A 24844-nucleotide genomic window follows, 5' to 3' on the forward strand; every position below is an offset into this window, starting at 1 on the left:
GCAGGGTTGGCCCTTACCAGCGCAATGTGGGCAAAAGGTGACAGGTTTTTTAGTTAAACCTAACGCATTTCGGTCGGCGCGTCTGCCCCGATCAGCGTCAGGCCGGACGTCAAAACATCCGAAACAGCCTGCACCAGCCCTAGTCTGGCATAGGTTGATTCTCGTTCGTTAACCTTAACAAAACGTAAGTCCGGATTGTCGTTCCCCCGATTCCACTGCGCATGGAAGCTGGAAGCGAGGTCGTAGAGGTAGAAAGCGAGCCGGTGCGGCTCCTGCGCCAGCGCGGCGGATTCGATCAATCTGGGATACTCGGCGAGCTTCCGGATCAGCGCGATTTCGCCCTCGTCGCTGAGCGCCGCTACCGAAGCCGTGAGCCGGCTTCGGTCGAAATTCGCCTCGCCGAGCTGCTCGCTCGCCTGACGGAACACCGAATGGCAGCGCGCCGAAGCGTACTGCACGTAGAACACCGGATTGTCCTTCGACTGTTCGGTCACCTTGGCGAAGTCGAAATCGAGCGGCGCATCGCTCTTGCGGTAGAGCATCATGAAGCGGACCGGATCGCGGCCGACCTCTTCCACCACCTCGCGCAAGGTGACGAAATCGCCGGAACGCTTCGACATCCGCGCCGGCTCGCCGTCGCGGAACAGCTTGACCAGATTGCAAAGCAGAACCGTCAGCACGACCTTGTCGCCGGCAACCGCGCGCGCCAGCGCCTCCAGCCGCTTGACGTAGCCGCCATGGTCGGCGCCGAGCACATAGATCAGGTCGACGAAGCCGCGCTCGACCTTGTCCTTTAGATAGGCGACGTCGGCGGCGAAATAGGTGAAGGAGCCGTCCGACTTGACCAGCGCCCGGTCCATGTCGTCGCCGACCGCGGTCGAGCGGAACAGCGTCTGCTCGCGGTCTTCCCAGTCGTCCGGCTTCTCGCCCTTGGGCGGCGGCAGCTTGCCCTTGTAGATATGGCCCTTCAGCGTCAGGTCGGCGATGGCAGCGCGGATCTTCTTGGCGTTGTCGGCATGCAGCGTTCGCTCGGAGAAGAACACGTCGTGATGCACGTTGAGCAATGCCAGATCCTCGCGGATCATCGCCATCATCGCATCGACCGTGCGGTCCTTGACGATCGCCAGCGCCTCGTCCTCAGGCATCTGCAGCAGGCCGCGGCCGAACTCCTTGGCCAGCGCCTTTCCGACCGGAACCAGATAGTCGCCCGGATAGAGCCCGGACGGGATCTCGCCGACGTCATCGCCCAACGCCTCGCGATAGCGCAGGAAGGCCGAGCGGCCGAGCACGTCGATCTGCGAGCCGGCGTCGTTGATGACATATTCCTTGGTGACGTCGTAACCGGCGAAGGCCATCAGATTGGCCAGCGTGTCGCCGACCACGGCGCCGCGGCAATGGCCGACATGCATCGGTCCGGTCGGATTGGCCGAAACATATTCGACGTTCGCCTTGCGGCCGCCGCCAATCTTGGTACGGCCATAGTCCCGCCCCTCGCGAAGAAGTGCCGTCAAATGCGCGTGCCAGAAACCGTCCTTCAGCCTGAGATTGACGAAGCCCGGCCCGGCGACATCGGCGGCGGCGATATCGGCATCGGCGCGCAGCACCTCGACAAGCTTTTCCGCGAGAGCGCGCGGGTTCTGCCCGGTCGGCTTGGCCAGCACCATGGCGGCGTTGGTGGCGAGATCGCCATGGCTGGCGTCGCGCGGCGGCTCGACGGTGATGCGCGACAGGTCAAGCGCGGCTCCATCCTTGTCCTTGAGATCGAGGGCCTCGACAGCCTTTACGATCCGCGCGTTGAAATCGGCGAAGATATTCATGGGATATGCTCTGGGCTTTAAGGGCGACCGGCCGTTTGGCCGGCAAATCGTGGCCCGCCCTAGCTCAAATCGGGCGTATGGTCAAACAGACGCCGGTGTTCCTTGAGCGCGTAGGTATCGGTCATGCCGGCCAGGAAGTCGGCCACGCTGCGCGCCTTGATGCGATCCTCGGCGCGATCGAGACCTTCGCGCCAACCATCCGGCATGGCGCGCGGATCGGCGAAATAGACATCGAACAGGTCGCGCACGATCTGTTCGGCCTCGGCGCGCACCCGCATTACCTCGGCGTGCCGATAAAGATGCTTGTAGAGAAACGCCTTCAGCTGTTTCTCGGCCGCGGCCATGCCGGCCGAGAACGTCACCAGGGTTTCGCCTGACATCCGCACCGCATCGGCGCTGTCCGGCTTCAGGCGCTCGATATTGGCGGTGGTTGAGGCAATGACATCCTCTACCATCAGCGTGATCTGCCGGCGCATCAGTTCGTGGCCGGTGCGGACGTCGTCAAGCTGCGGGTAGCGCTCGCGCACGCCTTTCAGGATCGAGCCCGGCAGGCTGACGCCTTCCAGCATCTCCAGCGTCAGCAGGCCGGCGCGCAGGCCGTCGTCGATGTCGTGGGTGTTGTAGGCGATGTCATCGGCGATCGCAGCACACTGCGCCTCGATGCCGGCGAAGCGGTCGAGCTCGAGGTCGTGCAGCTCGGAATAGTCGCGGATCGCCTGCGGCACCGGGCCCTTGAGCCCCTTGCCGGTCGCATCGATCAGCGGGCCGTTATGCTTGACCAGCCCTTCCAGCGTCTCCCAGGTGAGGTTCAGCCCGTCGAATTCGGCATAGCGCCGCTCCAGCCGGGTGACCACACGCAGCGACTGCGCGTTGTGGTCGAAGCCGCCCCAGGCCGCCATCTTGTCGTTGAGCGCGTCCTCGCCGGTATGGCCGAACGGTGTGTGACCGAAATCGTGGACGAGCGCCACGGCCTCGGCGAGGTCCTCGTCGCCGCGCAAGGCTCGCGCCAAAGCGCGGGCGATCTGCGCCACCTCGATCGAATGCGTCAGCCGCGTGCGGTAATGGTCGCCCTCATGCGCGACGAACACCTGCGTCTTGTGCTTCAGCCGGCGAAAGGCGGTGGAGTGGATGATGCGGTCACGATCGCGCTGAAAGGGCGTGCGCGTCGGGCTTTCGGCCTCGGGAAAAAGCCGGCCGCGCGACTGCGCCGGATCGCTGGCATAGGCCGCGCGTGGCCGATAGCCGAATCCGATGTCGCCGAGAGCCTCTTTGCCCTGCCGCTCGTCCATTGTTCCACCGGTTGACTCAAGCCCGCCCGCTTCATACCTATCATGTGAAACCGAAAGCAAGGTGACGCCGATGGGCGCGGATGCCAAGACTGCCATGAAGGTCGAGATGACCGACGCCGCTGCCAAGCGGATCGCCAGGATCGTCGCCGGCGAACCGGGCAAGACGGCGTTGCGCGTTTCCGTCGAGGGCGGCGGCTGCTCCGGCTTCTCCTATAAATTCGATCTGGTCGAGGCGCGCAACGACGACGATGTCGCCATCGAGAAGGATGGCGCGACCGTCCTGATCGACGATCTGTCGCTGGTCTATATGGGCGGCTCGGTGATCGACTTCGTCGACGATCTGATGGGCCAATCCTTCCAGATCAAAAACCCGAACGCCGTCGCCTCCTGCGGCTGCGGCACCAGTTTCTCCATTTAGCTCGATGCCTGCCATCGGCGCGGTCCGTCAGGTCGCGCTATCGGCCGGCCGCGATCTTGACGCGACGCTCGCCTTCTGGCGCGACGTGCTCGGTCTGAATGTGCACGCCCGATACGATCCGCCGGGCATGGCCTTCATCATGGCCGGCGACGTGCGGCTGCTCTTCACCGACGGCGTGCCGGCCGGCACCGTCTATCTCGACATTGCCGGCCTCGAAGCCTTCCACGCCGCGGCCAAGGCATCAGGCATTCCCTTCACCGCCCCGCCGACGCTCGTCCATCGCGACATCGAGGGCACGTTCGGTCCTGCGGGGGAAAGCGAATGGATGGCCTTTCTAAAGGACCCGGCAGGCAATACGATCGGCCTCGTCGAACGCCTTCCGTCCGAACCGCATTGAGGCTGCCCATGAAGATCGTCACCTGGAACATCAACGGCGTTCGCGCCCGCATCGGCAATCTCACCCACTGGCTGACCGAAAGCGCGCCGGACATCGTTTGCCTGCAGGAGATCAAGTCGGTCGACGAGTTGTTCCCGCGCGCCGAGATCGAGGCGCTGGGCTACAATGTCGAGACCAACGGCCAGAAGAGCTTCAACGGCGTCGCCATCCTGTCGAAGCTGCCTTTCGACGAGGTCAATCGCGGCCTGCCCGGCGATGACGAGGACGACCACGCCCGCTTCATCGAAGGCGTCTTTTCGACCGACAAGGGCGCGCTGCGCGTGGTCTCGCTCTATCTGCCCAACGGCAATCCGGTCGATGATGAGAGGAAGTTCGCCTACAAGCTGTCATGGATGGCGCGGCTGGAGCGCTGGGCTGAGCAGCGGTTGCGCCTGGAGGAGGCGCTGGTGCTGGCCGGCGACTACAATGTCATCCCCGAACGCGCCGATGCGCGCTTCCCCGATAATTGGCTGGGCGACGCATTGTTCCAGCCGCAGACAAGGCAGGCCTTCCGCCGGCTGAAGAACCTCGGCTTCACCGAAGCGGTGCGCGCCGTGACCGATTCGCCCGATGTCTACACTTTCTGGGACTACCAGGCCGGCGCCTGGCAGAAGAACAACGGCATCCGCATAGACCATCTGCTTTTGTCGCCGGAAGCGGCGAACCGCTTCTCCTCGGCGTCGGTCGAAAAGCACGTGCGCGCCTGGGAAAAGCCTTCCGACCATGTGCCGGTGGCGATCGAGCTCAACCTGCAACCGGCCGGATAGCCTTCTCGGACCTGATATCGCCACAAATCACGCGTTCCATGCGCATGGTGGGGGATTTCATGGCGAACCGATCTATCTGGCCAATCGGCGTTCTGTTGGCGTTTGCAGCTCCCCTAACGGCGCTTGCGGCGCCGACCTGCCTTGCCAATGGCAAATCCTTCAATGTCGGGGACACGGCCTGTCTGACAGTTGCCGAAGAGAGCCACTTCGCCCGCTGCGAAATGGTGCTCAACAACACGTCCTGGACAAAGGTCAAGGACGAGTGCCCGGGAGAGGCGCCAAAGCAGCATCCGACTTCTACGACCCCGGCGCCCAGTCCGGCGCCTACGGAACCGAACGAGAACTGATACCGGCGGTGCTGGTCGTACCTTTGCGGGGCTGATCGACGGCGCTACTGATCGTCGCCGTTGTTGCCCTTGGTCAGGATATCGTCGGCAAGCGAGATCGCGGTCCGGCGATCTGCCTCGCCGGCGGCGGCGAATGCCTCTTCCTGCATGTTGCGGATCCAGGGCTGGTCGGCCGGCGGAGCCCGCTCGAGCGCTGCGGTCATCATCGCCAGGCCGCGCACCACCTTGCCGCTCTGAAACAGCAGGTTGCCGAGCGTCGCCTGGGCGCCGGCATGGCCCTTTTCGGCGGCCAGTTGCAGCCAGCGCCCGGCCTGCTTGACACTGGCCTTCACGCCGCCCTCGCCCTTGAGGAACATGCGGCCGATCTCGAACTGGGCGTTCGGATTGCGGTAGTTGGCGGCCGCGCGCATGTAATATTCCTGCGCGGCGACCTCGTTTTCCTCGACTGGGCTGCCGGGAATGCCCTTGCGCAGATAGTCGCCGAGCGCCACCAGCGCGTCCGAAACATAGCTCTCTTCCGGCGAGCCCGGCTCGACATCCTGGTCGACGATCTCGGAGAAGAACTTGAAGGCCGCATAGTCGTCGCGCGCCACGCCGTCGCCTTCGGCATACATGCGCGCAAGCTTCCAGGTGGCGCCGATCTGGCCGTTCTCGGCGGCGTATTTATAGGCTTCGACCGCCTGGTCCTTGTGGCCGTTCTTATAGGCGGAGAAGCCGAACTGGAACACCGCCCACGGGCTCGACTTCGGCTTCACGCCGGTCTTGTCGTCGAACACCTTGTCGTCGAAGGCCATGGCCTGCCCGACGGCGCCCAAGGTCGCGAACACGACCAGTGCCGAAAAGACAGTTGACCTCAACACCTCAGATGTCCGCATAGCAGTGCGTTTCTTTGGCCGCGCCCGGATGAGTCACCGCGCCGTCGCGGGCCGACCCTACCGTTTGCGCATATTTCCAGATCGCGCCGGACCGATAGTCGGTCTTGCGCGCCTTCCAACTCTTGGCCCGGGCCTCCAGCTCGGCATCCGACAGCGCCACCTCGATCGTGCCGTTCACCGCGTCGATCGAAATCAAATCGCCATTCGTGAGCAGCCCGATCGGCCCGCCGACTGCCGCTTCCGGCCCGACATGGCCGATGCAGAAGCCACGTGTAGCACCGGAAAAACGCCCGTCCGTGATCAGCGCCACCTTGCCACCCATGCCCTGGCCGTAAAGTGCGGCCGTCGTCGACAGCATCTCGCGCATGCCGGGGCCGCCGCGGGGGCCCTCATACCGGATGACGAGAACCTCGCCCTCCTGGTAGTTGCGCTGCGTGACCGCTTCGAAGCACTCCTCTTCCGAATCGAAGCAGCGCGCCGGGCCTGAGAATTGAAGGTCCGACATGCCTGCGACCTTCACGATCGCGCCTTCGGGGGCAAGGTTCCCCCTCAAGCCCACAACGCCGCCTGTCTTGGTGATTGGCCGATTGGCGGGACGCACAACATCCTGGCTGTCATTCCAGGCAACATGTTCCATGTTTTCGGCCAAAGTACGGCCAGTAACCGTCAAGCAATCGCCATGCAGATAGCCGTGGTCGAGCAGCGTCTTCATCAACAGCGGAATGCCGCCGGCCTCGAACATGTCCTTGGCGACATATTTGCCGCCGGGCTTGAGATCGGCGATGTAGGGCGTCTTCTCGAAGATCGCTGCGACGTCGAAGAGGTCGAACTTGATGCCCGCCTCATGCGCGATCGCCGGCAGATGCAGCGCCGCGTTGGTCGAGCCGCCGGTGGCGGAGACGACGGTTGCCGCATTCTCCAGCGCCTTCAACGTGACGATGTCGCGCGGGCGGATGTTTTTTGCGATCAGCTCCATGACCTTTTCGCCGGAGGCGAAATTGAAACGGTCGCGCATCTCGTAGGGCGCCGGCGCGCCGCAGGAATAGGGCAGCGCGAGACCAATCGCCTCGGCAACCGTCGCCATGGTGTTGGCGGTGAACTGGGCGCCGCAAGAGCCGGCCGACGGACAGGCCGCCTGCTCGATCTCAAGCAGGTCGGCGTCGGTTATGGTGCCGACCGAATGCTGGCCGACCGCCTCGAAAACGTCCTGCACGGTGATCTGCCGGCCGCGATAGGAGCCGGGCAGGATCGAACCGCCATAGATGAAGATCGACGGCACGTTGAGCCGCACCATCGCCATCATCATGCCGGGAAGCGACTTGTCGCAGCCGGCAAGCCCGACCAGCGCGTCATAACAATGGCCGCGCATGGTGAGTTCGACGGAGTCGGCAATCACCTCGCGCGAAACCAGCGACGACTTCATGCCCTGGTGGCCCATGGCGATGCCGTCGGTGACCGTAATGGTGCAGAATTCGCGCGGCGTGCCGTTGGCGGCGGCGACGCCCTTCTTCACCACCTGCGCCTGGCGCATCAGCGAGATGTTGCAGGGCGCGGCCTCGTTCCAGCAACTGGCGACGCCGACCAGCGGCTGCGCGATCTCGGCCGCCGAAAGTCCCATGGCGTATAGGTAGGAACGATGCGGCGCGCGCGCCGGACCGACGGTCACGTAGCGGCTGGGAAGCTTGGCCTTGGAAATTGCCTTGGCGTCCATCATCGTCCTTGCCGCACACCCCGCGGCCGGTCCCATCGCCGCGCCAACCTGGCACGTGTCCCGAGACATAACTCGGGTGCTCCGGGTTTATGGCGGGAAATGGGCAGTTCCCTCGGCAAGTCTTTTAGCGCGGGGGTTGTTCATAAACTGTTGCCGAAACGTCACAATCGTACGAGGCGCCGGCCGTGCAGTGAATCCGCAACCTCGCGCCTTCGGATCCTTTCAACCACCGGCCTGACAACAAAAAAGGCCGGGCAATGCCCGGCCTTTTTCTCGAATTTTCAGAAACTTAGAACTTGATCTTGATTCCGCCCGAGATCGCGGTGACCAGATCGTTGCCGAAGTCGTAGCTGACGTCAGTGCCGGCCTGATAACCATTTTCACCGTTCACTACCCCCGAATGGCCGCTGGTCATGACACCAATCGCGCCAGCCAACCGAATTTCAACATTGGGGCTCGGGGTGTAGGCCACACCGCCACCCAGCGTCCAAGTATCGGTCTGCGAACCGTAACCGTGCGACGTGCCACGGTCCCAGCTAAGCTGGCCGGCAGCGCTCCACTGATCGTTGAACTTGTGGCCGATGCCGCCGGAAACGGTCCAACCGTCACGATACATCAGATCAAGTGAAGTCACCTGACCGGGTCCGTTCGTGAAGCATGCCGCCGCCGGAGCAATCGTCGGGCAAATCGGCACGCTCTGCAGTACACTCCAGTTCACCCACTTGATTGAACCGAAAGCAAGCCAGCCTGGCGCGATACCGGACTGCAACTTCAATTCCAGCGAGTCAGGCATGCTTTGCGTCGGAGCATAGATCGGTTGTGGAAACCCACCGATGGTCAATGTGCCGGAAATGTTGTCAAGCTTCACCTGAGAATTGTAAACGAGGCTGGCGCGCAATGCGATGTCCGGGATCTCGTATGCGACGCCCGCGCGCCATCCCCATCCGCTACTATCCAAATCCACCCGGCCAAGTGTCGTACCCAAGAACGGATTGGCATAGCTTTCCTTGAAGCCATACACCTCTTGATAGAAGACACCGCCAATGAAGCGAAGCTGACCCTTGCCTGCATCGAACTTATAAGAGCAGGTCGCGGCGTAGTTGTTGCTCTTGATGTCGGTTTCTATGTTCGAATAGGAGCCGTTCCAGATGCCAGGCGCGGTGTGCGCACCCCAAGGCTGCGAATAGTCGACCATACAATCAACGCCCGGAACGACTTGAGCTTTGGCGCCGATACGCGGCACCCAATAGCTCTCGCTATCTTTCGCCGTGCTGCTAACCGTGAGGCCGCCGCCGCTGGTGTCGACAGCGTTCTTGAGCTTGCGATCCGGCATCACATAGGTTGCCTCGGCTTCCGTCGCGAACGGCGCCGGATCGAAAAGCAGGTCAATGTCGTAGCCGCCGCGCTCGAGACCGCCGGCATGCGCCGGATGCATCGCGGCGCCGACGAGGGCCATCGAAAAGCACCCCGCCCCCAGCAGTGCTTTGAGACGCAGAATATTCATGGAATTTCCTCCCCGAAGTACACGTGGATCAAGCTAGAACCAATTCGGGTTAACGACGCAACAACGATTTCAAAAGTCGTACGCGTACACCTTGACAGCGCGCATTTTCGCCACGGTGACCGACGCTGCAATCGCGTCCAAATCTCCCCAATCGGGCATCGCGTGGCCAAAAAAATCGGAAAAGGCGGCCAAAACAGCCCAGAAACAGCCGCTTTTGGGGCCTGAACGCCCCATTGTTACATTACGGCAACAATGGGGCGCAAAGTTTCCGTTTACGTCAAAATTAACGCAACGGCATGCCTGTTTTAGAGGCCGTTAACGCTAAGGAAAGCACCTCCCGGACGGGGCGAATCTTAGCCCTTCACCCGGCGTCGCGAACCCTGGTCAAAGCCACCGAAAGCTTCTCCTGCGCCTCGCGGTATTCGGCTAACTTTTCGCGTTCGGCCTCGACCACCTCTTCGGGCGCGTTGGCGACGAACTTCTCGTTCGAGAGCTTCTTGTGCAGGCGGGCGATTTCCTCGGTGACCTTGGCCAGTTCCTTCTGCAGCCGCGCCGCCTCGGCCTTGAGGTCGATCAGGTCGCCGAGCGGCAGGCTCACCGTCGCTTCGTTGACGACGATCTGGGCCGAGCCTTTCGGCGGCGCGTCGACCAGCGCGATGTCGCCGACGCGCGCCAGTCGCTTGATGGCCTGAGCGTGGCGCTCCAGCCGCTCATGCGTGAGCGTGTTGGCGCCGATCACCATCAGCGGCGCGATCGCCGCCGGCGGCACGTTCATCTCCGAGCGCACCGACCTGATGCCCGAGACAAGTTCGACCAGCCAGTTGATGTCGGCGGCGGCCTCGTCGTCCTCGAAGTCCGGCGACGGCCAGGCGGCATGGCAAAGCAGCGTTTCGCGCTGCCTGCCCTCGCCCGCGGTCTCGGCCCACAACTCCTCGGTCATGAACGGCATCATCGGATGCAGCAGCTTGTAGATCTCGTCGAGCACGAAGGCGACGCAGGCCCGGCTCTCGGCCTTGGCGGCCTCGTCCGTGCCCATGAACACCGGCTTCAACAGCTCCAGATACCAGTCGCAGACCAGGTTCCAGACGAAACGATAGGCCGCGCCCGCCGCCTCGTTGAAACGGTAGGTGGTGATGCCCTCGGTGATCGCACGCGCCGCGCGGGTCAGCTCGGTCAGGATCCAGCGGTTGACGGCGAGCTTGGCGTCGTTCAGCCAGAAATCGTCGTTCCTGGCGACCTCGTTCATTTCCGCGAAGCGGGTCGCGTTCCACAGCTTGGTGCCGAAATTGCGGTAGCCGGCGATGCGCGCCGGGTCGAGCTTCACGTCGCGCCCCTGCGCCGCCATCACCGTCAAGGTGAAGCGCAGCGCGTCCGCGCCATATTCGTCGATCAGGTCGAGCGGATCGATGACGTTGCCTTTCGACTTCGACATCTTCTGCCCGTTCTTGTCGCGCACCAGCGCATGCACATAGACGGTGTGGAACGGCTCCTGCGGCATGAAATGCAGGCCCATCATCATCATGCGGGCGACCCAGAAGAAGATGATGTCGAAGCCGGTCACCAGCACGTCGGTCGGGTAATAGGTCTTGAGCTCCGGCGTCTGATCCGGCCAGCCGAGCGTCGAGAACGGCCACAGCGCCGACGAGAACCAGGTGTCGAGCACGTCCTCGTCGCGCGTCAGTATCTCGCCGGGCTTGAAATTCTCGAGCTTGTCCTCGACCCAGGCCTTCCACGGCCCTTCCAGCGCCAGATAGTATTCGATTGCCGCGCTCAGCGCCTCTTCCTCGGTCTTCTCGACGAACACGCGGCCATCCGGGCCATACCAGGCCGGGATTTGGTGACCCCACCACAGCTGGCGCGAAATGCACCAGGGCTGGATGTTCTCCATCCAGTCGAAATAGGTCTTTTCCCAGTTCTTGGGCACAAAGTTGGTGCGGCCTTCGCGCACCGAGGCGATCGCCGGCTTGGCGAGCTCGGCAGCGTTGACATACCACTGGTCGGTCAGGAACGGCTCGATCGGCACGCCGCCTCGGTCGCCATGCGGGACGGCATGGCGATGCGGCTCGATCTTGTCGAGGAAGCCGCCGGTCTCCATCAGTTCGACGATCTTCTTGCGCGCTTCGAAACGGTCGAGCCCGTCAAGCTCGTCCCACACCGCCTGGCGCTGCGGCGTGACATCAAGGCCGGCGAGGAAGTCCTCGTTGTCTCTCAGCTTTATCGCCGCCTCGATCGTCAGGATGTTGATCGCCGGCAGCTTGTGCCGCTTGCCGACTTCGAAATCATTGAAGTCGTGCGCCGGCGTGATCTTGACCGCGCCCGACCCTTTTTCCGGATCGGAATATTCGTCGGCGACGATTGGGATTTTGCGGCCGACGATGGGCAGCAAAACATTTTTCCCGACCAGATGCCGGTAGCGCTCATCGTCGGGGTGCACGGCCACCGCAGTGTCGCCCAGCATCGTCTCGGGACGCGTCGTTGCGACGGCGATAAAAGTCTTCGGGTTTTCCGGATCGAACGCCGCGCCCTCGATCGGGTAGCGAAAATGCCAGAGATTGCCGTTGACCTCGTGCTGCTCGACCTCGAGGTCGGAGATGGCGGTAAGCAGCTTCGGATCCCAGTTCACAAGGCGCTTGTCCTTGTAGATCAGGCCCTCCTTGTAGAGCGTGACGAAGACTTCCAGCACCGCCTTGGACAGCCCCTCGTCCATGGTGAAGCGCTCGCGCGACCAGTCGGCCGATGCGCCCAGGCGCTTCAGCTGATTGAGGATCGAGCCGCCGGATTCGGCTTTCCATTGCCACACCTTCTCGACGAACTCTTCGCGCGTCAGGTCGCGGCGGTGAATCTGCCGCTCCATCAGTTGGCGCTCAACCACCATCTGCGTGGCGATGCCTGCATGGTCCATGCCGGGCTGCCACAGCACGTTCTTGCCGCGCATGCGCTCGAAGCGCACGAGAATGTCCTGCAGCGTGTTGTTGAGCGCATGGCCCATATGCAGCGAGCCGGTGACGTTCGGCGGCGGGATCACGACCGTGAAGGCCTCGGCCCCTTCCTCGGCGCCTGCGCCGGCGCGAAAAGCATCCGCCTCTTCCCAGATTTTGGCGATCTTCGGCTCGACGGCTTTGGCGTCGTAGTTTTTTTCAAGCATGGAGGAAGTCCGGACTGTCGGGATTTTTGCTGGTTCGGTGTAAATCGGAAGGTCTTGGCCAAGTCAACCACGAGCGGCTGCGGCCCATGCATGTCGGTCAGAAGTGCGCGGCTGTTCTGGGACGACACGCAGCAAACTTGAGAGCCTCACAGATAGGCGTGCCACGGCCGGCGACAATGCCGGTGGTGCGGGCTTCGCCGGTCTCAAAACAAAAGCGCCGCCCTGAAGGCGGCGCCACGATCCGATTGTTCGGATACCTTACTGCGCGCCGCGCGCGACGCGCTCGATCTCTTCGCGCACCAACCGCTCGACGAGCGTCGGCAGATTGTTGTCCAGCCAGTCCTGCAGCATCGGCCGCAGCATCTCCTCGGCCATCTCGTCGAATGTCTTCTTGCTGCGGCTGGCAAAGACATCGGACAACTCGCCAAAGGCCGCGGCGACCTGGCGACCGGTATGTTCCGACACGATCGCCGGTCGGGCGGTCGCTTCGGACGCGGATGCGCGAACGGACGCAAGCGTCGTGACCTTGGCCGCCGGCTCCGCTTCCTCTTTGTGGATCTCTGCTTCTTTGTGCATCTCGGCAGGCGGCGCGGCTACCGCCGCCTGGACGGCCGGCTTCGCCGTAACGGTGTTGCCGCCGGCGGCAGCGATTTCGCGCCGCCAGTCGGCGACGATGGTCTCGGCGTTTTGCGGGGCCGAGGCAGGCTTGCCGGCGTCTATGGTCACGCTCGGCGCAGCGACGCTTCTGACGGAAACTTCCGCCGCCGGCGCCGGCGCAGGCTTAACCGGCTCGGGGCGAATCTCGGCACGCATCGGCGCCGGATCGGTCGCAGCAAGCTGGGCCTGGACGTCAGCCAGCGTCACCGGCTTGCGTGTCTCGACCTGCAGTTCGGAGCGGAAGGCATCGACCTCGAGCGCGGGCGCAGGGCTCGGCTCCAAGTCCTGACGCAACTCGCCGCCATCGGTCGGCTTGCGACCGGTGTCGCTGTCTTCGATAATCCTCCGGATGGAAGCCAGTATCTCTTCCATTGAAGGTTCGCGCTGCGCGCTGTTTGCCGTCGCCATCGTCACATCCGCCGCCTTTGTGACCAGGTCAAGAAATTGACCCCTTACCAGAATTCCGTTCCAACCAGGACCGGAATTCGAATCAATGCAGTCAGCGTAGCCGACCGATCGCGATCCGAGAATCCCCAATATGGAGACGTGTTGGATTTCAACAGATTAGAGCAGTTTCGCGAAAAGCGTGCGACGGTTGGGGGCAGCGACTTCGCCCTGCCCTGCGCCCGGACCCGCATCAAAACCAGCCAGGCAGCCGACGAGCAATCCTGCTTGAAAAGACAAACGCCGCGCATCCATCGGAGGCGCGGCGTCGGCGGGAAGACCGAAATCGGTAATCAGCGGCCGTCCGGCGTGCGCAACCCGATCCACTTGTCCTTGACGGCGTTGTAATGCTCTTCCGGCTTGTATTTCGTGACCGCCAAGCCGAGACGATCGACCGAAAGCCGCCCCATGGCCGAGAGGATGGCGTAACTCGCCACCACCACGTCATGCTCGGAACCGGCCTGGTTGATCTTGGCCGTGATCACGGCGTTCTGCGCGTTCAACACGTCGAGCGTGGTGCGCTGGCCGACATTGCGCTCCTCGATGACACCGTTCAGCGCCAATTGCGCCGCCGCGATCACCTGGGCGTTGGCATCCACGCTTTCACGCGCGGAGGTGTATTGCGTCCAGGCCGTAACCAGGGCCTGGCGCACCTGGTCGCGGCTGACATCGATCTGGATGCGGGCCTGGCCGAGCGATTCCTTGCTCTGCCGCACCAGCGCGTCGGTGCGGCCGCCCGAATAGATCGGGATGGTGAGCGTTGCACCGATATCGGCCGACGTCGAATTGCCGTTGAAGGTGGTTGCCGCGCCGGGAACGGTGTTGCTGTAATTGTCCGAAACGCCGGCGGAAGCCGTAAGCTGCGGCAGCAACGCGCCCTCCGCCGACTTCACGGTGAACGCCGCGGCATCGACGAGATGCTGGGTAGCGAGGATGGCCGGATGCTCGGCTGAAGCGATCGTCAGAGCTGAATCCACGCTCGACGGCAGCAGCTTGGCCACCGGCGATGCCGCTTTCAGCTTGCCCGGCTCATCGCCGACGATCTGGTGATAGGTCGCGGCACTTGCCAGCGCGGTCGCACGGGCTGCGGCGAGTTGCGCTACTGCGGTGGCGCGCGAAGCGTCTGCCTGGGCGACATCGGTGCGGGTGCCTTCGCCGACTTCGAAGCGCGACCTTGCGGCGCGCGCCTGCTCGGTCAGGAACTGCAGGTTCTGCTGGGTCAGCACAGCGATTTGCCGATCGCGAATCACGTCCATATAGGCGCTTGCCGCGTTGAACAGGATGTTCTCTTCGGTGTTACGCAGGCTTTCCACCGAAGCCTTCACCTGCGCTTCGGCCGCAGCCACGTTGTTCTTGGTCTGAAAGCCGTCGAAAAGCGTCTGGTTGATCTGCACGCCGAAGCTGCCCGTCGTGATACGCCTGGTGGCGCCGGCCGCATGCGTGTTCGTGTAGTCGATGGTGCCTGAACCGGCGATCGTCGGGCGCCAGCCCGACTTGGCGATGGCCACGCCCTCGTCTGTGACGCGCACGCCGGCGCGGGCGGCATTCAGTTGCGAATTATACTGGTAGGCCTTGGCAAGCGCGCCGGTGATGGTTTCGGCGGAGGCGGCCAGCGGCGAAAGCGCGGTCGCTGAAACCAGCGTAGCTGCTAGAATACTCTTGTATACAGACGGCACGTTGTATCCCTCATTCGTTTTGCATGGGAACCACGCCACGCAAGCCCACCCCGAGGGATCGACCGGCGCCGCGTTGTTTGATCGTTCCCCCGCTGACGCCGCTCCGGAAAATGCCCGATCGCGTCATCAGCAACGACTGTTGAGACGCAAGCGAACACGACAACGCCTTCGCTGCAAGGCAAAAACGCTCAGAATTCAAACGCGTGGGTGCGTTCGAAGCCCGGTAGTGGCTTAATTGCCGCATTAAAGGCGCGTCTACCGGTTACAACCCCTCCTGCCTTGAAAAACAGACGGGCCACGCCGGAGTTGCCCTGGCCTTCGACTGCGACCAGGCGTCCCTCCTCGGCCAATTGATCGAGCAGCGCCGCCGGCACCTCCTCGACGCTGCCGCCAATGAAGATGACGTTGTAAGGGCCTTTGGCCGCCTGCCCCTGGCTCAACGGCCCGGTGACCACCGTGACATTCTGGCAGCCTAGGCCGGAAAGCGTTGATTTTGCGGCATCGGCCAGCGCCGCATCGCTTTCCAGCGCCACCACGGAACGCGCCAGTCGCGAAAGAAGCGCTGCCGAATAGCCGGTGCCGCAGCCGACATCGAGAACCGAATCGCCGGCATCGATCTCGGCCAGTTGCAAAAGTTTGGCCAGCGGCGACGGCTCCATCAGATAGCGCGCGCCGCCACCATTGCCGCCGCCGGAAATGCGGATGTCCTCGTCGATATAGGCGAGATCGCGCTGGCCGGCGTCGACGAACACCTCACGCGGCACTTCCAGCATGGCTTCGATGAGCGGCGCATTGGTGACGTCCGTGGTGCGGACCTGGCCATCGACCATTTTCAGGCGGCGTTCGGAGAAATCAGCGCTCATGTCCCAACCAATCCGCTTGCCGCGCCCTATCTGCCGACCAAATCGGTGCGCGGTTCAATTCGACTGGAACTTCCGCCCCGGCGCGTCGGCGCCGGAGCCCGGGCATCTGGAGGCCTCGCCCGGAATCGAACCGGGGTGCAAGGATTTGCAGTCCTCTGCGTAACCACTCCGCCACGAGGCCTCGTATGCTCCCGGCGTTCCGAGGCAACTCATTAGGTTGGCAGCCAAAAGCCGTCAAGCCGGATGAGAGCCATTCTGAACGCTTTCCTGTGCTCCGTTTAGAACGTCCGTTCCAGATTGGTTTCCAAACGCTTTGGAGGTTTTGATGAGGCGCGGGCTTATCGGGCTCGCGGCCACGGGCGTCTCAGTCCGGCCGGCGCCGGCGCTCCCACCAGATGACGAAGCGCCGCCGGTGCCGGCGCACCAGCGCGAACTCGTATGACAGCACCAGGAGGCCGAGCGGAATCATCCAGAAACCGAGAATTGGCAGAAAGCCGAGGATGCCGCCGATGGTGAGAAGCACGCCGATGACGATTCGCAAACCGCGCGAGCGCGGCATGCTGAACTCGCGGCCGAAGATCGAAATTTTCCGAGCCGGGGCGCTATCGTCGTCCGCTGCCGTCATCCTGAAACCTTGTCCCTGTTCCCCGCGCATCGCCGTCTTGAAGGGAAAGCGGCATCATGCCCCTTGTTCCCGATCGGATGAGAAAGGGCTGATATGAGAATGCCCGCCGCAGATTGCTACAAATCGCCGACCGAAAAAACTCCATGGAATGTGAAATGCTTCGTTTACAAAGCCGAAACGGGTTTGCTATAGCCACCGCCACTCACATGAGAGCACCTGTTCCCCGGTAGCTCAGTGGTAGAGCAACCGGCTGTTAACCGGTTGGTCGCTGGTTCGAATCCGGCCCGGGGAGCCAAGTTTTCCAAGGCATCAAAGTTTTCAAGGCATGCTGAGTTTTCAGGCGCAGCCAGCAGGAATGGTACTGGCGCGGGCTTGCGGATCGGCTCGCCATCTCTCCGGTCGCCTACACCGCCGATGCGCGCCCCTGGTGTTTTCTTGCATTCGCCAGTGGCCCGCGGCGTGTCGCGCCCAAGGTGATACCGGGTGCCCGCCGCCCCATTCACGGCAGCGGCGGGCGCCCCTGGTGTAGGGACATAGCCGGGGGAGGTGCGGCCGCCCCTGGCTATTCCGGTGAAGTTGCAATTCGTGTGCCATCGAAAAATTCCCGATTTGATGCAACGGCAGATATCGCCAAGAGCGCCCACCCGACCTGCTTGCATGCGCCAGGCAGGTCGGGCGATTGCCGGATCGTTCGGTGGGTTTGCTATCACACAAGGAGTAGTCCCCCCTAATCATATGGGCTATTTTTGCGATTTAGCGGTCACTGATATATCCGGCCCGGCCGACTGGCTCACAACGCTCGGCTAAGGCCCGGCAGTTACACGCACATCCCAAACATGGCGAGACTGTCGGGCCGCTATCGTAAGGCGTCCAGCCTGCTCGCCTGGGTGCTCGGAACGAATAGGCCATTCTTCTTTCGCATAGCCGGCTCCGCCGAAAGGAGCAGTTCGCGTTCGCTTGGGTAGAGCACAGTATTTAGCTCGCGGGGAAGGGAAACGGGGGACGTGAAAATGAGTAACGATATCTACATTCAGGCCTTTCGAAGCGGCAACGTGGATGCGGTCAACGATCTTTTGAAGAGACAATATCCCAACGACGCCGAGCGATTGCGGATTTTGGAGATGCTTGACGACAGCGGCCTTTGGTCGGTCGGATGGCAGCCGAACGACCTCAGAAGCGCTGAGGTGAAAGCGTATTTGGGCGACTAGGAGGCTCATCCCAGGGTACTCACTAGGGCGTACCGATACACGCATTGCTTGTCCGGCATACCTCCTTAAACAAGCGCCTCGGATGGCGGACTTGGCGTATGACCGCGGTTAGCCGGCGCCCTGTATCTTGTCCGTGCCCTCGCCGGTCAGGCCCGGCTAGTGAGCTTCCCCCGCCCGCCAGCCGGGCCGCTGCAATTCGGACAAGGCCTCCTCCGCCCAGGCTCACCGCGTGCGCCCAGGCTCACCGCGTGGCCGATGAAGCTGCCGTCACGGTGCAGCGCCACGGCATTCGCTGCAGGATCGGCGAGGTGGTGGCAATCAGGCGTCGATGACGAAAACGGCCGGCTGACGCTACGGGGCGACATCGCCATTACCGTGAACGCCGATGCGGGCGGAGTTTGTCCGCAAACGTCGCCGGCCTGCCGGGACGAAGCCTATGCGCTCACGATAGCCTGTCCCGTTTCGGGACTAAGAGGCTGGCATCTGTTTTGCACCGAAGGGATTGCCGGTGTTCCTCCCACTGGTCCTGATCGCGGGGATCAGGCAGAACTTTCGCCGGGCTTGAGGATTGGGGATGATCTTCGCCCGGCGAGTTCTTTCAATCACAGCTTACCAAGGCCTGGAGCATTCCAGGAAAAGTGTGAGCGGTTAGGCTCGGCGACTTCGCCGTGGCTTTCGATCCCGAATTGCGTAGAAAACAGATAGAGCGGCCGATTGGCACCGGCTCTGCAATGCTCCCGGACGGTCCGTCGGGCACCTCTCACTTCAAGGACGGGATCAAGGCCTCGAAGTCGTTTCTGGCCTTGACCATGCGTCGAATTCCTGCGGTCACGACAATGTGTCCGGCGGCGATGCCGCTCACCGTGGTGGAACTCCAGTCCGATGCTAGCTTCCGGCTCGGGGGAAACTCGAAACAACGGAGTTCGCAATGAAAGCCGCAGCACGCCTTCTTGCCTCTTTCGCTATCGTCGGATTTGTCACCACCGGGGCTCTCGCAGCAACGGCGACCACGACGACCACGCCCGCTGCCTCCACGACAACGACGGCGGCGCCAACCACGAAGAAGCCGAAAACCGCCATGACGCCGGAAAAGACCGCGATCTCGAAGCAGTGCTCCGCGCTTGCGGATCAGAAAGGTCTTCACGGAAAGGACCGCGAAAAATTCCGCGCGGCCTGCAAGAAGAACGGCGGCAAGGTGCCGAGCTGATCCCCAACCTGTCGGATTACGCAATCACGATCTGATCGCCAAGCCATCGAGCCGGCCAGTCGACTGGTTAGGGCGACCGTACCAGTGTTCAGGCCCCGGCATGTCCGGGGCCTTTCCACTTTTCCAGATGAGCTTTCCGAAATCCAGCGCGCACGATGCTTCGCCTTCGAACTGCGCCGCCGGCCGAGTATCAGCGACTGCTTGCATTTCCTCTGCCGCACGCAGATGATGCCGCTCGAACCTTTGAGGGGGTTCGAAATGCGCACGCTGCTGGTTCTAATCTCGCTGGCCGCCAGTTTCGCCGTGTGGGACCGATTGGCCAACAACGGCGTCTTCGTCGCCGCGATGGAGCGTTCCATAAAGCAAGTTGCGGAACGCCTGACCGGTTGATCGTCGGTCGGACAAAGGGTCTCCATTACAGAACTGTCAGGAATCGCCGCCGAACGTTTCAGCCGGCATGCGACCCAAGTCGGAATACAAGTCCGCAACTGTGACCATATCGGTGGGGCATACGGTCCAGCTTGCGGAAGCGTGCCGCTCGCGAGCATGTTTTCGAACCAGGGGGCAACAAGAGTACCTGCGCGGGGGCGCGGAATGCTTCGAGTGCTGCGTAAGTTCTGGCGTGATCAACGTGGTATCGCGTTGCTCCTGGTAGCCATCATGTTGCCGGCGATTATCGGTTTCTCTCTGCTGGCGATCGACATGAGCAGAGTTAACAACCTTCATTTCGATCTGCAGAAAGGCGCCGACGGCATGGCGTTGGCGGCCGCGGCCGAGTTGGACGGCAGAACGGATTCAATCACACGCGCAGATCGTGCCCTGGCGACCCTGGTCAGCAACAACTATACGTTTTCCACCGCCGGCGTTCCCCAATTGCTCCAATCGGCGGGAGTTACGCGAACTTATCTTCGTTCGCTGCCAGCCTCCGACACGGCTCCTATTGCAGCGGCCAACATCATCACGGACGAGGTGACCGATGCACCGAATGCTCGGTTCATCCAGGTTACGGTTGCTCCCGTAGGATTCGCCGCGATCTTTCCAGCGTCATTCCTGACCGGAAATAGTGCAAGCAACGGTTTCAACGTTGGCGCGGTTTCGGTTGCAGGTTTCGGGTCGAGCGTGTGCAACTATACCCCCGTGTTCATCTGCAACCCCTATGAGATGGTGAATGGCACCAACTCAGCCGGGGGAGCGACGCTCGAACAGGCAGCCGCGGACCCGGCCATTCGGCGCCGACTGATTGAGCTGCGCACCGTGGGCAACAATGCGGCCTACGGCCCAGGCAATTTCGGCTTTCTCGCGCCGCCTGCCAGCGTTGGCAACGGCGCCCAGGGACTTGCCGAGACGATCGCAACGTCAAAGCCGCTGGGCTGCTATTCGGCGCAAAGCGTCAGCACCAAGACCGGGCAGAACACTGGTCCCATACAGGACGCCTTCAATGTCCGCTTCGGCATCCAAGCCAATGGCAACGCATTCAACTCACCTGATTATGGACCGGCAGCAAATGTCCGAAAAGGTGCGTCGACCGGCGGCAACGGAAATGGGAACGGAAACGGAAACGGAAACAGCAATCAGTGCCCCAACTATAACCAGTTGACGTTCAACGGCACCGGCAACATGGGGCTCCCGCGAGACGCAACGACGCCCTATATGAGCGGCCGCATGGGCGATGGAAACTGGAACCTGTCTGGATATTGGAGCACCAATTTCAGCGGAATCGCATACCCCTCATCGTGGGATACGAGCAAGCCTACGCGCTACCAAGTCTACAAGTATGAGTTGGCGAACAATCTGGTCGGCCATGCATCGGCTGGCGGCGAAGTCGGCACACCGCCAAGTTCCTGCCAACCGCCAGTCACTTCCGTCGACCGGCGCCTGCTTTACGGCGCTATTCTCAATTGCAATGCTCTTGAGGCCGCCGGCAACGACCTCAATGGCAACAGCACGAACCTGCCTGTTGAGGCCTTCGCCAGCTTCTTTCTGTCCGAGCCCGTGGCGGGCGCATCGTCGGGTGGATCCGTGTATGTCGAGCTTGTCGACATCACTGGGCGTGGCGGTCAGGGTACGTTGGATAACTTCCTCCGCGACGAGGCGCAGCTCTATCGCTAGGATGGAGAAAAGCCCGACTTGCGATGCTGTTGAGAGCATAGGGTTCGCGAGCCGGGCTATGTCTACCCCGCAAGTCCATTGAGCGAGGCGGGAGCCTTATATTAGCTATCACTCATTTATGCAACTACGCATTGCAGCTATTCAGGCCCGGCATGTCCGGGCCCTTTCCGCTTTTCCAGATCGACCTTCCGAAACCTTCCGCCCACAAAGCATGCTTGCGCATCGCTTTTCCCCAGGCGATGGTCCGGCAAATCTGGAGGGACCCCATGCGAAACATCCCAGCATTGGCGCTGCTTTTGGCGGCGGTATTTTCCACGACCGCGGCCTACGCGCTGGACAGCAGCAACATCCCTGTCGTCGTCACGCCGCTGGCGTCCAAGACGACCACCGCTTCCGGCCAGCCGATCACGCTGCCGCAGAAGAATGTCGAGGTCCAGGTCTCGAGATTCCAGATCGCGCCGGGCGCCACCTTGCCGGTGCACAAGCACCCCTTCCCGCGTTACGCCTATGTCGAGCAAGGCACGCTCAAGGTCACCAATGTCGAGACCGGCGCCAGCAACACCTATAAACCGGGCGACTTCATCATCGAGATGATCGGCCAATGGCACCAGGCCACCAATATCGGCGCCGATCCGGTCAAACTGCTGGTGATCGACCAGGTCGAGCAAGGCGCCAAGAACACCATCCTGCAGCAGTGACAGCCGGCAACCGCTGGACCGATCGTTGCGGCTTTCACTGCGGCACGCCCGATGCTAGGGCTCAGCGCATCTCGCCAGCCATGGATGGACGCCAGTGACCGAAGCCGCAAAACCCCTGATCGAAATCTGCGTCGAAGGCATTGACGGGCTGCTTGCCGCGCAGGCCGCCGGCGCCGATCGGGTCGAGCTGTGCGCCAGCCTGGTCGAGGGCGGCATCACGCCGAGCCTCGGCACGGTGCGCGCCGCGCTCGACAGCGCGTCCATCCCCTTCCATGTCATCGTGCGCCCGCGCGGTGGCGATTTTCTCTACAGCGAAGCCGAATACCATTCGATGTTGGCAGACGTCGAAGCGCTGCGCGCGCTTGGCGTGGCCGGCGTTGTCGTCGGCTGCCTGACCGCCGACGGCACGATCGACGAAACGCGCATGAGCGCGTTGGTCGAGGCGGCCGGCCCGCTCAACGTCACCTGCCATCGCGCCTTCGACATGACGCGCGATCCGGCCGAAGCGCTCGAGGCGCTGATCCGCTGCAAGGTCGGCCGCGTGCTGACCAGCGGCCAGCGCGACACCGCACTAGAAGGCGTGGAGGTTCTGGCTGAGCTGGTCCGCCAGGCCGGCGATCGTATCATCATCCTCGGCTGCGGCGCGCTGGCGCCGGACAACATCGGCGAGGTGCGCAAGCGGACCGGATTGACCGAGATGCATTTCGCAGCGCTTGCCGATGTGCCCAGCGCCATGCGCTACCGCAACCCGCAAGTCGGCATGGGCGGCACGGACCTCGACCGAGAATACCGCAACACGGTGACCGATCAGGGCCTGGTGGCGGCAACGATCAAGGCCGCGAGGGCCTGATGGCTATGACCCGAGAAGCGCTGCCGATCGAACGCGTCTCGCCCGCCGACGAAGCGGCCATCCTCGTCCTCAACAACGAGCATGCGGCGGAACTTTCCTGGCTGGAGGCGGATCGGCTGTCCTTCCTCATCGGGCAAGCCTTCTACGCGCGCCGCATCGGCGCGCTCGAAGCCTTCATCATGACCTTCGACCAGGATGCCAGCTACGACAGCCCGAATTTCCTCTGGTTCCGCGGGCGCTATCCGCGCTTCGTCTATGTCGACCGTGTCGTCGTCGCCGCGGCGGCGCGCGGCCGCGGCCATGCCCGTCGGCTCTACGAGGATTTGTTCGAGCAGGCCCGGCGCGCCGGCCACGCGATCGTCACCTGCGAGGTCAATGCCGATCCGCCCAATCCGGCCTCGGATGCCTTTCATGCCGCGCTCGGTTTCGCGGAAGTCGGCGATGCCGTGATCCATGGCGGCAAGAAATCGGTGCGCTATTGGGCAAAGCCGATCGCAGCCTGAGCTCTGCCGGAGCACCACTGGCCAGGAAAACAAGCAAAGGCTAATGTAAGCGCTCCGCTGCCAGGGGGCGCGAACATCATGCCGAGCAATGTCTTTCGCTTCGACGAAAGCTGGGACATCCCGGAAGGCACGCCGCAGGAAGTCTGGGATGTGCTGTCCGACGCCCAGTTGCTGCCGCTCTGGTGGGGCGACGCCTACAAGGAGATCGAGCCGCTCGACAAAAAGGGCAAAGGCGTCGTCGGCGCGCGCGCCAGGGCGAGAGCGCGGGGCGCCCTGCCCTATGAGCTGAATTTCATCATCGAGGCGACCGAGCTCGAGCCCGGCCGGCTGGTCGTGGTGAAGACTTTTGGCGATTTCGACGGCCTGTGGCGGGCCGAACTGTCGCCGGCCGGAACGGGCACCCATGTCGACCTGATCTGGCAGGTGACGGTCGAAAGGCCGATCCTCAAATTCCTGGCGCCGCTGCTCAGGCCAGCCTTTGCCTGGAACCATCGCTGGACGACACCGCGCGGCGAAGCCGGGCTGCGCCGCTATCTGGCGGCGCGGAAGGCGGCAAAGGCCGATTGATCACCAGTTGCGGTTGAGCCAGCCGCGCGCGGGTTTCTCGACAACGTAGAAACTGCAGAGCGCGCAGGCGAAGACCGCCGCCAGCATCGGGACCGCCGCGCTGCCCTTCTCGTCCACGAATTTGTAGAAGGGCTGCTGCCAAAGATACAGCGAATAGGACCACAGACCGAGCATTACCATCGGCCGCGATGACAGCAGTCCCCTCAAAGTGCCGTCGGCGAAGTCGAGCGTGTTGACCGCCAGCGCCAGCAGCGGCACGGCCAGAATGTAATGCAGAGGCGTCGGTATCGGATTGGCAAACAACAGAATCCCGCCGGCCGCCGCCGCAAGCGCCGTATACGGGCTTGTCAGGAAGGACGGCAAGCGGCCGTCGGCCTTGATCAGGCAGATCGCTGCCGACAGCAGGATCGAGGCGATATGTACGTCGGTTCGCCAGTAGCTTTGTTCGTAGCCGATGTGGAGAACCCAGTAGGAAATCGCGCCGTTGGCCATGGCGAGCAGCGCCAGCACGATAAGCAGCCGCACGACGTTGGCGCGGCCCGAAACCAGCACGCTGATCAGCGCCAGCAGAATGTAGGAATGCTCCTCGACGCAGAGCGACCAGATATGGTCGAGGGCGCCTGCGCGGTTGATCAGGATGCCCGCGTAATTATAGGTGAAGGTCAGCGCCGTCAGCGCCGCCTTCCACTTGAAAGCGATGTAGGTGCCGGCAAGGCCGATCATGGCGGCGATGACGAACACGAGCAACGCCGGATAGATGCGCGAGAAGCGGCGCTTGAAGAATGTCTTCAGCGGGAAGCGCTCGATGAAAAGGATCTCGCCCATCAGGCGGCCTGAGAGCACGAAGAAGAACTCGACGCCCAATACGCCGAGATTGATCCCGGGAACCGGGAAGAAATGGCCGATCAAGACCAGCGCGATCGACAGGCCGCGCCACCCGTCGAGATAGGCAAGCCTTGTCCGCGAGGCGGCTTCGGCAACGGGCCTGGCAAGAACCAGATGGGTTGCGGAGATCTCGGACATGCCGATCCTTTCGCACTCGGGACGCGAAAGGGCGCAGACAGCGAGAAGCGTGCCGAACCCGGATCGCATTTCCCACCCGCTGCTATATTGCAGTGCAATATCAGT

The 24844-nt window shown here is 62.7% G+C and carries 22 protein-coding genes and 2 tRNA genes; 12 read left to right on the forward strand and 12 right to left on the reverse strand.

The annotated features are described in order from the left end of the window. Positions 1-59: 59 nt before the first annotated feature. Both argS and FJ988_RS05775 read right to left on the reverse strand, forming a co-directional pair. Positions 60-1817: an arginine--tRNA ligase gene (argS, locus tag FJ988_RS05770; RefSeq protein WP_140815791.1), complete on the reverse strand. Its 1758-nt coding sequence runs from the start codon at positions 1815-1817 to the stop codon at positions 60-62. A gap of 59 nt (positions 1818-1876) precedes the next feature. Beyond that, on the reverse strand, positions 1877-3106 hold the full coding sequence (locus FJ988_RS05775) for a deoxyguanosinetriphosphate triphosphohydrolase (protein WP_140815792.1): 1230 nt from the start codon (positions 3104-3106) through the stop codon (positions 1877-1879). Positions 3107-3176: 70 nt separating this feature from the next. Here FJ988_RS05775 and erpA point away from each other — a divergent pair, with 70 nt between their 5' ends. Genes erpA through xth form a run of 3 tightly spaced genes read left to right on the forward strand, consistent with a single transcriptional unit; the run spans position 3177 to position 4727 of the window. Beyond that, entirely contained in the window at positions 3177-3524 is a 348-nt protein-coding gene (gene erpA / locus FJ988_RS05780) for an iron-sulfur cluster insertion protein ErpA (RefSeq protein ID WP_140815793.1), read from the forward strand. A 4-nt stretch (positions 3525-3528) separates the two neighbouring features. Beyond that, positions 3529-3921, forward strand: coding sequence for a VOC family protein (locus FJ988_RS05785; RefSeq protein WP_140815794.1), 393 nt, complete (start codon positions 3529-3531; stop codon positions 3919-3921). Between the two features lie 8 nt (positions 3922-3929). Beyond that, positions 3930-4727, forward strand: a complete 798-nt coding sequence (gene xth, locus FJ988_RS05790) for an exodeoxyribonuclease III (RefSeq protein WP_140815795.1) — start codon at positions 3930-3932, stop codon at positions 4725-4727. A 391-nt stretch (positions 4728-5118) separates the two neighbouring features. Here xth and FJ988_RS05800 read toward each other — a convergent pair whose 3' ends face one another. The 9 genes from FJ988_RS05800 to FJ988_RS05840 all read right to left on the reverse strand — a co-directional run bounded on the left by FJ988_RS05800 (position 5119) and on the right by FJ988_RS05840 (position 16574). Next, the gene (locus FJ988_RS05800) at positions 5119-5949 is read right to left on the reverse strand and encodes a tetratricopeptide repeat protein (RefSeq protein ID WP_140815797.1); all 831 of its coding nucleotides are present in this window, start codon (positions 5947-5949) and stop codon (positions 5119-5121) included. Beyond that, positions 5936-7660 carry a dihydroxy-acid dehydratase gene (gene ilvD, locus FJ988_RS05805; protein ID WP_140815864.1) on the reverse strand — a complete coding sequence of 575 codons (1725 nt, stop codon included), beginning with the start codon at positions 7658-7660 and terminating at the stop codon, positions 5936-5938. The genes FJ988_RS05800 and ilvD overlap by 14 nt, the downstream gene beginning before the upstream one ends. Positions 7661-7949: 289 nt before the next feature. Further along, positions 7950-9164, reverse strand: a complete 1215-nt coding sequence (locus FJ988_RS05810) for an OmpP1/FadL family transporter (protein ID WP_140815798.1) — start codon at positions 9162-9164, stop codon at positions 7950-7952. Positions 9165-9525: 361 nt separating this feature from the next. Then, positions 9526-12309 (reverse strand): valine--tRNA ligase, encoded by a 2784-nt coding sequence (locus FJ988_RS05815; protein ID WP_140815799.1) that lies wholly within the window; start codon positions 12307-12309, stop codon positions 9526-9528. Between the two features lie 258 nt (positions 12310-12567). Further along, positions 12568-13374, reverse strand: coding sequence for a PopZ family protein (locus tag FJ988_RS05820; protein WP_140815800.1), 807 nt, complete (start codon positions 13372-13374; stop codon positions 12568-12570). Between the two features lie 329 nt (positions 13375-13703). Continuing rightward, positions 13704-15086: a TolC family outer membrane protein gene (locus FJ988_RS05825; protein ID WP_140815801.1), complete on the reverse strand. Its 1383-nt coding sequence runs from the start codon at positions 15084-15086 to the stop codon at positions 13704-13706. Positions 15087-15274: 188 nt separating this feature from the next. Continuing rightward, positions 15275-15949 (reverse strand): protein-L-isoaspartate O-methyltransferase, encoded by a 675-nt coding sequence (locus tag FJ988_RS05830; protein WP_140815802.1) that lies wholly within the window; start codon positions 15947-15949, stop codon positions 15275-15277. A gap of 107 nt (positions 15950-16056) precedes the next feature. After that, a tRNA-Cys gene (locus tag FJ988_RS05835) sits at positions 16057-16130 on the reverse strand. A 183-nt stretch (positions 16131-16313) separates the two neighbouring features. After that, a complete protein-coding gene (locus tag FJ988_RS05840; protein ID WP_140815803.1) occupies positions 16314-16574 on the reverse strand; it encodes a hypothetical protein in 261 nt (86 codons plus the stop codon). Between the two features lie 220 nt (positions 16575-16794). On the opposite strand from FJ988_RS05840, the gene FJ988_RS05845 reads away from it, so the two are divergent. The 9 genes from FJ988_RS05845 to FJ988_RS05880 all read left to right on the forward strand — a co-directional run bounded on the left by FJ988_RS05845 (position 16795) and on the right by FJ988_RS05880 (position 23716). Continuing rightward, positions 16795-16869: transfer RNA gene (locus tag FJ988_RS05845), tRNA-Asn, on the forward strand. 715 nt (positions 16870-17584) lie between these two features. Then, positions 17585-17782, forward strand: coding sequence for a hypothetical protein (locus tag FJ988_RS05850; protein ID WP_140815804.1), 198 nt, complete (start codon positions 17585-17587; stop codon positions 17780-17782). Positions 17783-18710: 928 nt separating this feature from the next. After that, a complete protein-coding gene (locus FJ988_RS05855) occupies positions 18711-18989 on the forward strand; it encodes a hypothetical protein (RefSeq protein WP_140815805.1) in 279 nt (92 codons plus the stop codon). A 258-nt stretch (positions 18990-19247) separates the two neighbouring features. Further along, a complete protein-coding gene (locus FJ988_RS31355) occupies positions 19248-19379 on the forward strand; it encodes a hypothetical protein (RefSeq protein ID WP_281407743.1) in 132 nt (43 codons plus the stop codon). A gap of 204 nt (positions 19380-19583) precedes the next feature. Beyond that, on the forward strand, positions 19584-21098 hold the full coding sequence (locus FJ988_RS05860) for a pilus assembly protein TadG-related protein (RefSeq protein WP_140815806.1): 1515 nt from the start codon (positions 19584-19586) through the stop codon (positions 21096-21098). A 266-nt stretch (positions 21099-21364) separates the two neighbouring features. Next, a complete protein-coding gene (locus FJ988_RS05865) occupies positions 21365-21796 on the forward strand; it encodes a cupin domain-containing protein (protein ID WP_140815807.1) in 432 nt (143 codons plus the stop codon). A 94-nt stretch (positions 21797-21890) separates the two neighbouring features. Beyond that, complete coding sequence (locus FJ988_RS05870; protein WP_140815808.1) at positions 21891-22646, forward strand: copper homeostasis protein CutC; 756 nt, start codon at positions 21891-21893, stop codon at positions 22644-22646. A gap of 5 nt (positions 22647-22651) precedes the next feature. Then, a complete protein-coding gene (locus FJ988_RS05875) occupies positions 22652-23149 on the forward strand; it encodes a GNAT family N-acetyltransferase (RefSeq protein WP_140815865.1) in 498 nt (165 codons plus the stop codon). Positions 23150-23227: 78 nt separating this feature from the next. After that, positions 23228-23716: an SRPBCC family protein gene (locus FJ988_RS05880; RefSeq protein WP_140815809.1), complete on the forward strand. Its 489-nt coding sequence runs from the start codon at positions 23228-23230 to the stop codon at positions 23714-23716. Here the strand turns inward: FJ988_RS05880 and FJ988_RS05885 are convergent, their stop codons facing one another. Then, positions 23717-24739: an acyltransferase gene (locus FJ988_RS05885; RefSeq protein ID WP_140815810.1), complete on the reverse strand. Its 1023-nt coding sequence runs from the start codon at positions 24737-24739 to the stop codon at positions 23717-23719. Positions 24740-24844 lie beyond the last annotated feature (105 nt).

Origin of the sequence: Mesorhizobium sp. CU3, assembly GCF_006442965.1 — a bacterium.
Classification (GTDB): Bacteria; Pseudomonadota; Alphaproteobacteria; order Rhizobiales; family Rhizobiaceae; genus Mesorhizobium.

Coding starts and splice junctions, on each gene's coding strand:
- FJ988_RS05860 (WP_140815806.1), top strand. CDS start 19,584: ATGCTTCGAGTGCTGCGTAAGTTCTGGCGTGATCAACGTGGTATCGCG.
- FJ988_RS05840 (WP_140815803.1), bottom strand. CDS start 16,574: ATGACGGCAGCGGACGACGATAGCGCCCCGGCTCGGAAAATTTCGATC.
- ilvD (WP_140815864.1), bottom strand. CDS start 7,660: ATGGACGCCAAGGCAATTTCCAAGGCCAAGCTTCCCAGCCGCTACGTG.
- FJ988_RS31355 (WP_281407743.1), top strand. CDS start 19,248: ATGCGCACGCTGCTGGTTCTAATCTCGCTGGCCGCCAGTTTCGCCGTG.
- FJ988_RS05875 (WP_140815865.1), top strand. CDS start 22,652: ATGACCCGAGAAGCGCTGCCGATCGAACGCGTCTCGCCCGCCGACGAA.
- argS (WP_140815791.1), bottom strand. CDS start 1,817: ATGAATATCTTCGCCGATTTCAACGCGCGGATCGTAAAGGCTGTCGAG.
- FJ988_RS05850 (WP_140815804.1), top strand. CDS start 17,585: ATGAGTAACGATATCTACATTCAGGCCTTTCGAAGCGGCAACGTGGAT.
- FJ988_RS05815 (WP_140815799.1), bottom strand. CDS start 12,309: ATGCTTGAAAAAAACTACGACGCCAAAGCCGTCGAGCCGAAGATCGCC.
- FJ988_RS05810 (WP_140815798.1), bottom strand. CDS start 9,164: ATGAATATTCTGCGTCTCAAAGCACTGCTGGGGGCGGGGTGCTTTTCG.
- erpA (WP_140815793.1), top strand. CDS start 3,177: ATGGGCGCGGATGCCAAGACTGCCATGAAGGTCGAGATGACCGACGCC.
- xth (WP_140815795.1), top strand. CDS start 3,930: ATGAAGATCGTCACCTGGAACATCAACGGCGTTCGCGCCCGCATCGGC.
- FJ988_RS05885 (WP_140815810.1), bottom strand. CDS start 24,739: ATGTCCGAGATCTCCGCAACCCATCTGGTTCTTGCCAGGCCCGTTGCC.
- FJ988_RS05830 (WP_140815802.1), bottom strand. CDS start 15,949: ATGAGCGCTGATTTCTCCGAACGCCGCCTGAAAATGGTCGATGGCCAG.
- FJ988_RS05820 (WP_140815800.1), bottom strand. CDS start 13,374: ATGGCGACGGCAAACAGCGCGCAGCGCGAACCTTCAATGGAAGAGATA.
- FJ988_RS05865 (WP_140815807.1), top strand. CDS start 21,365: ATGCGAAACATCCCAGCATTGGCGCTGCTTTTGGCGGCGGTATTTTCC.
- FJ988_RS05800 (WP_140815797.1), bottom strand. CDS start 5,949: ATGCGGACATCTGAGGTGTTGAGGTCAACTGTCTTTTCGGCACTGGTC.
- FJ988_RS05775 (WP_140815792.1), bottom strand. CDS start 3,106: ATGGACGAGCGGCAGGGCAAAGAGGCTCTCGGCGACATCGGATTCGGC.
- FJ988_RS05855 (WP_140815805.1), top strand. CDS start 18,711: ATGAAAGCCGCAGCACGCCTTCTTGCCTCTTTCGCTATCGTCGGATTT.
- FJ988_RS05880 (WP_140815809.1), top strand. CDS start 23,228: ATGCCGAGCAATGTCTTTCGCTTCGACGAAAGCTGGGACATCCCGGAA.
- FJ988_RS05785 (WP_140815794.1), top strand. CDS start 3,529: ATGCCTGCCATCGGCGCGGTCCGTCAGGTCGCGCTATCGGCCGGCCGC.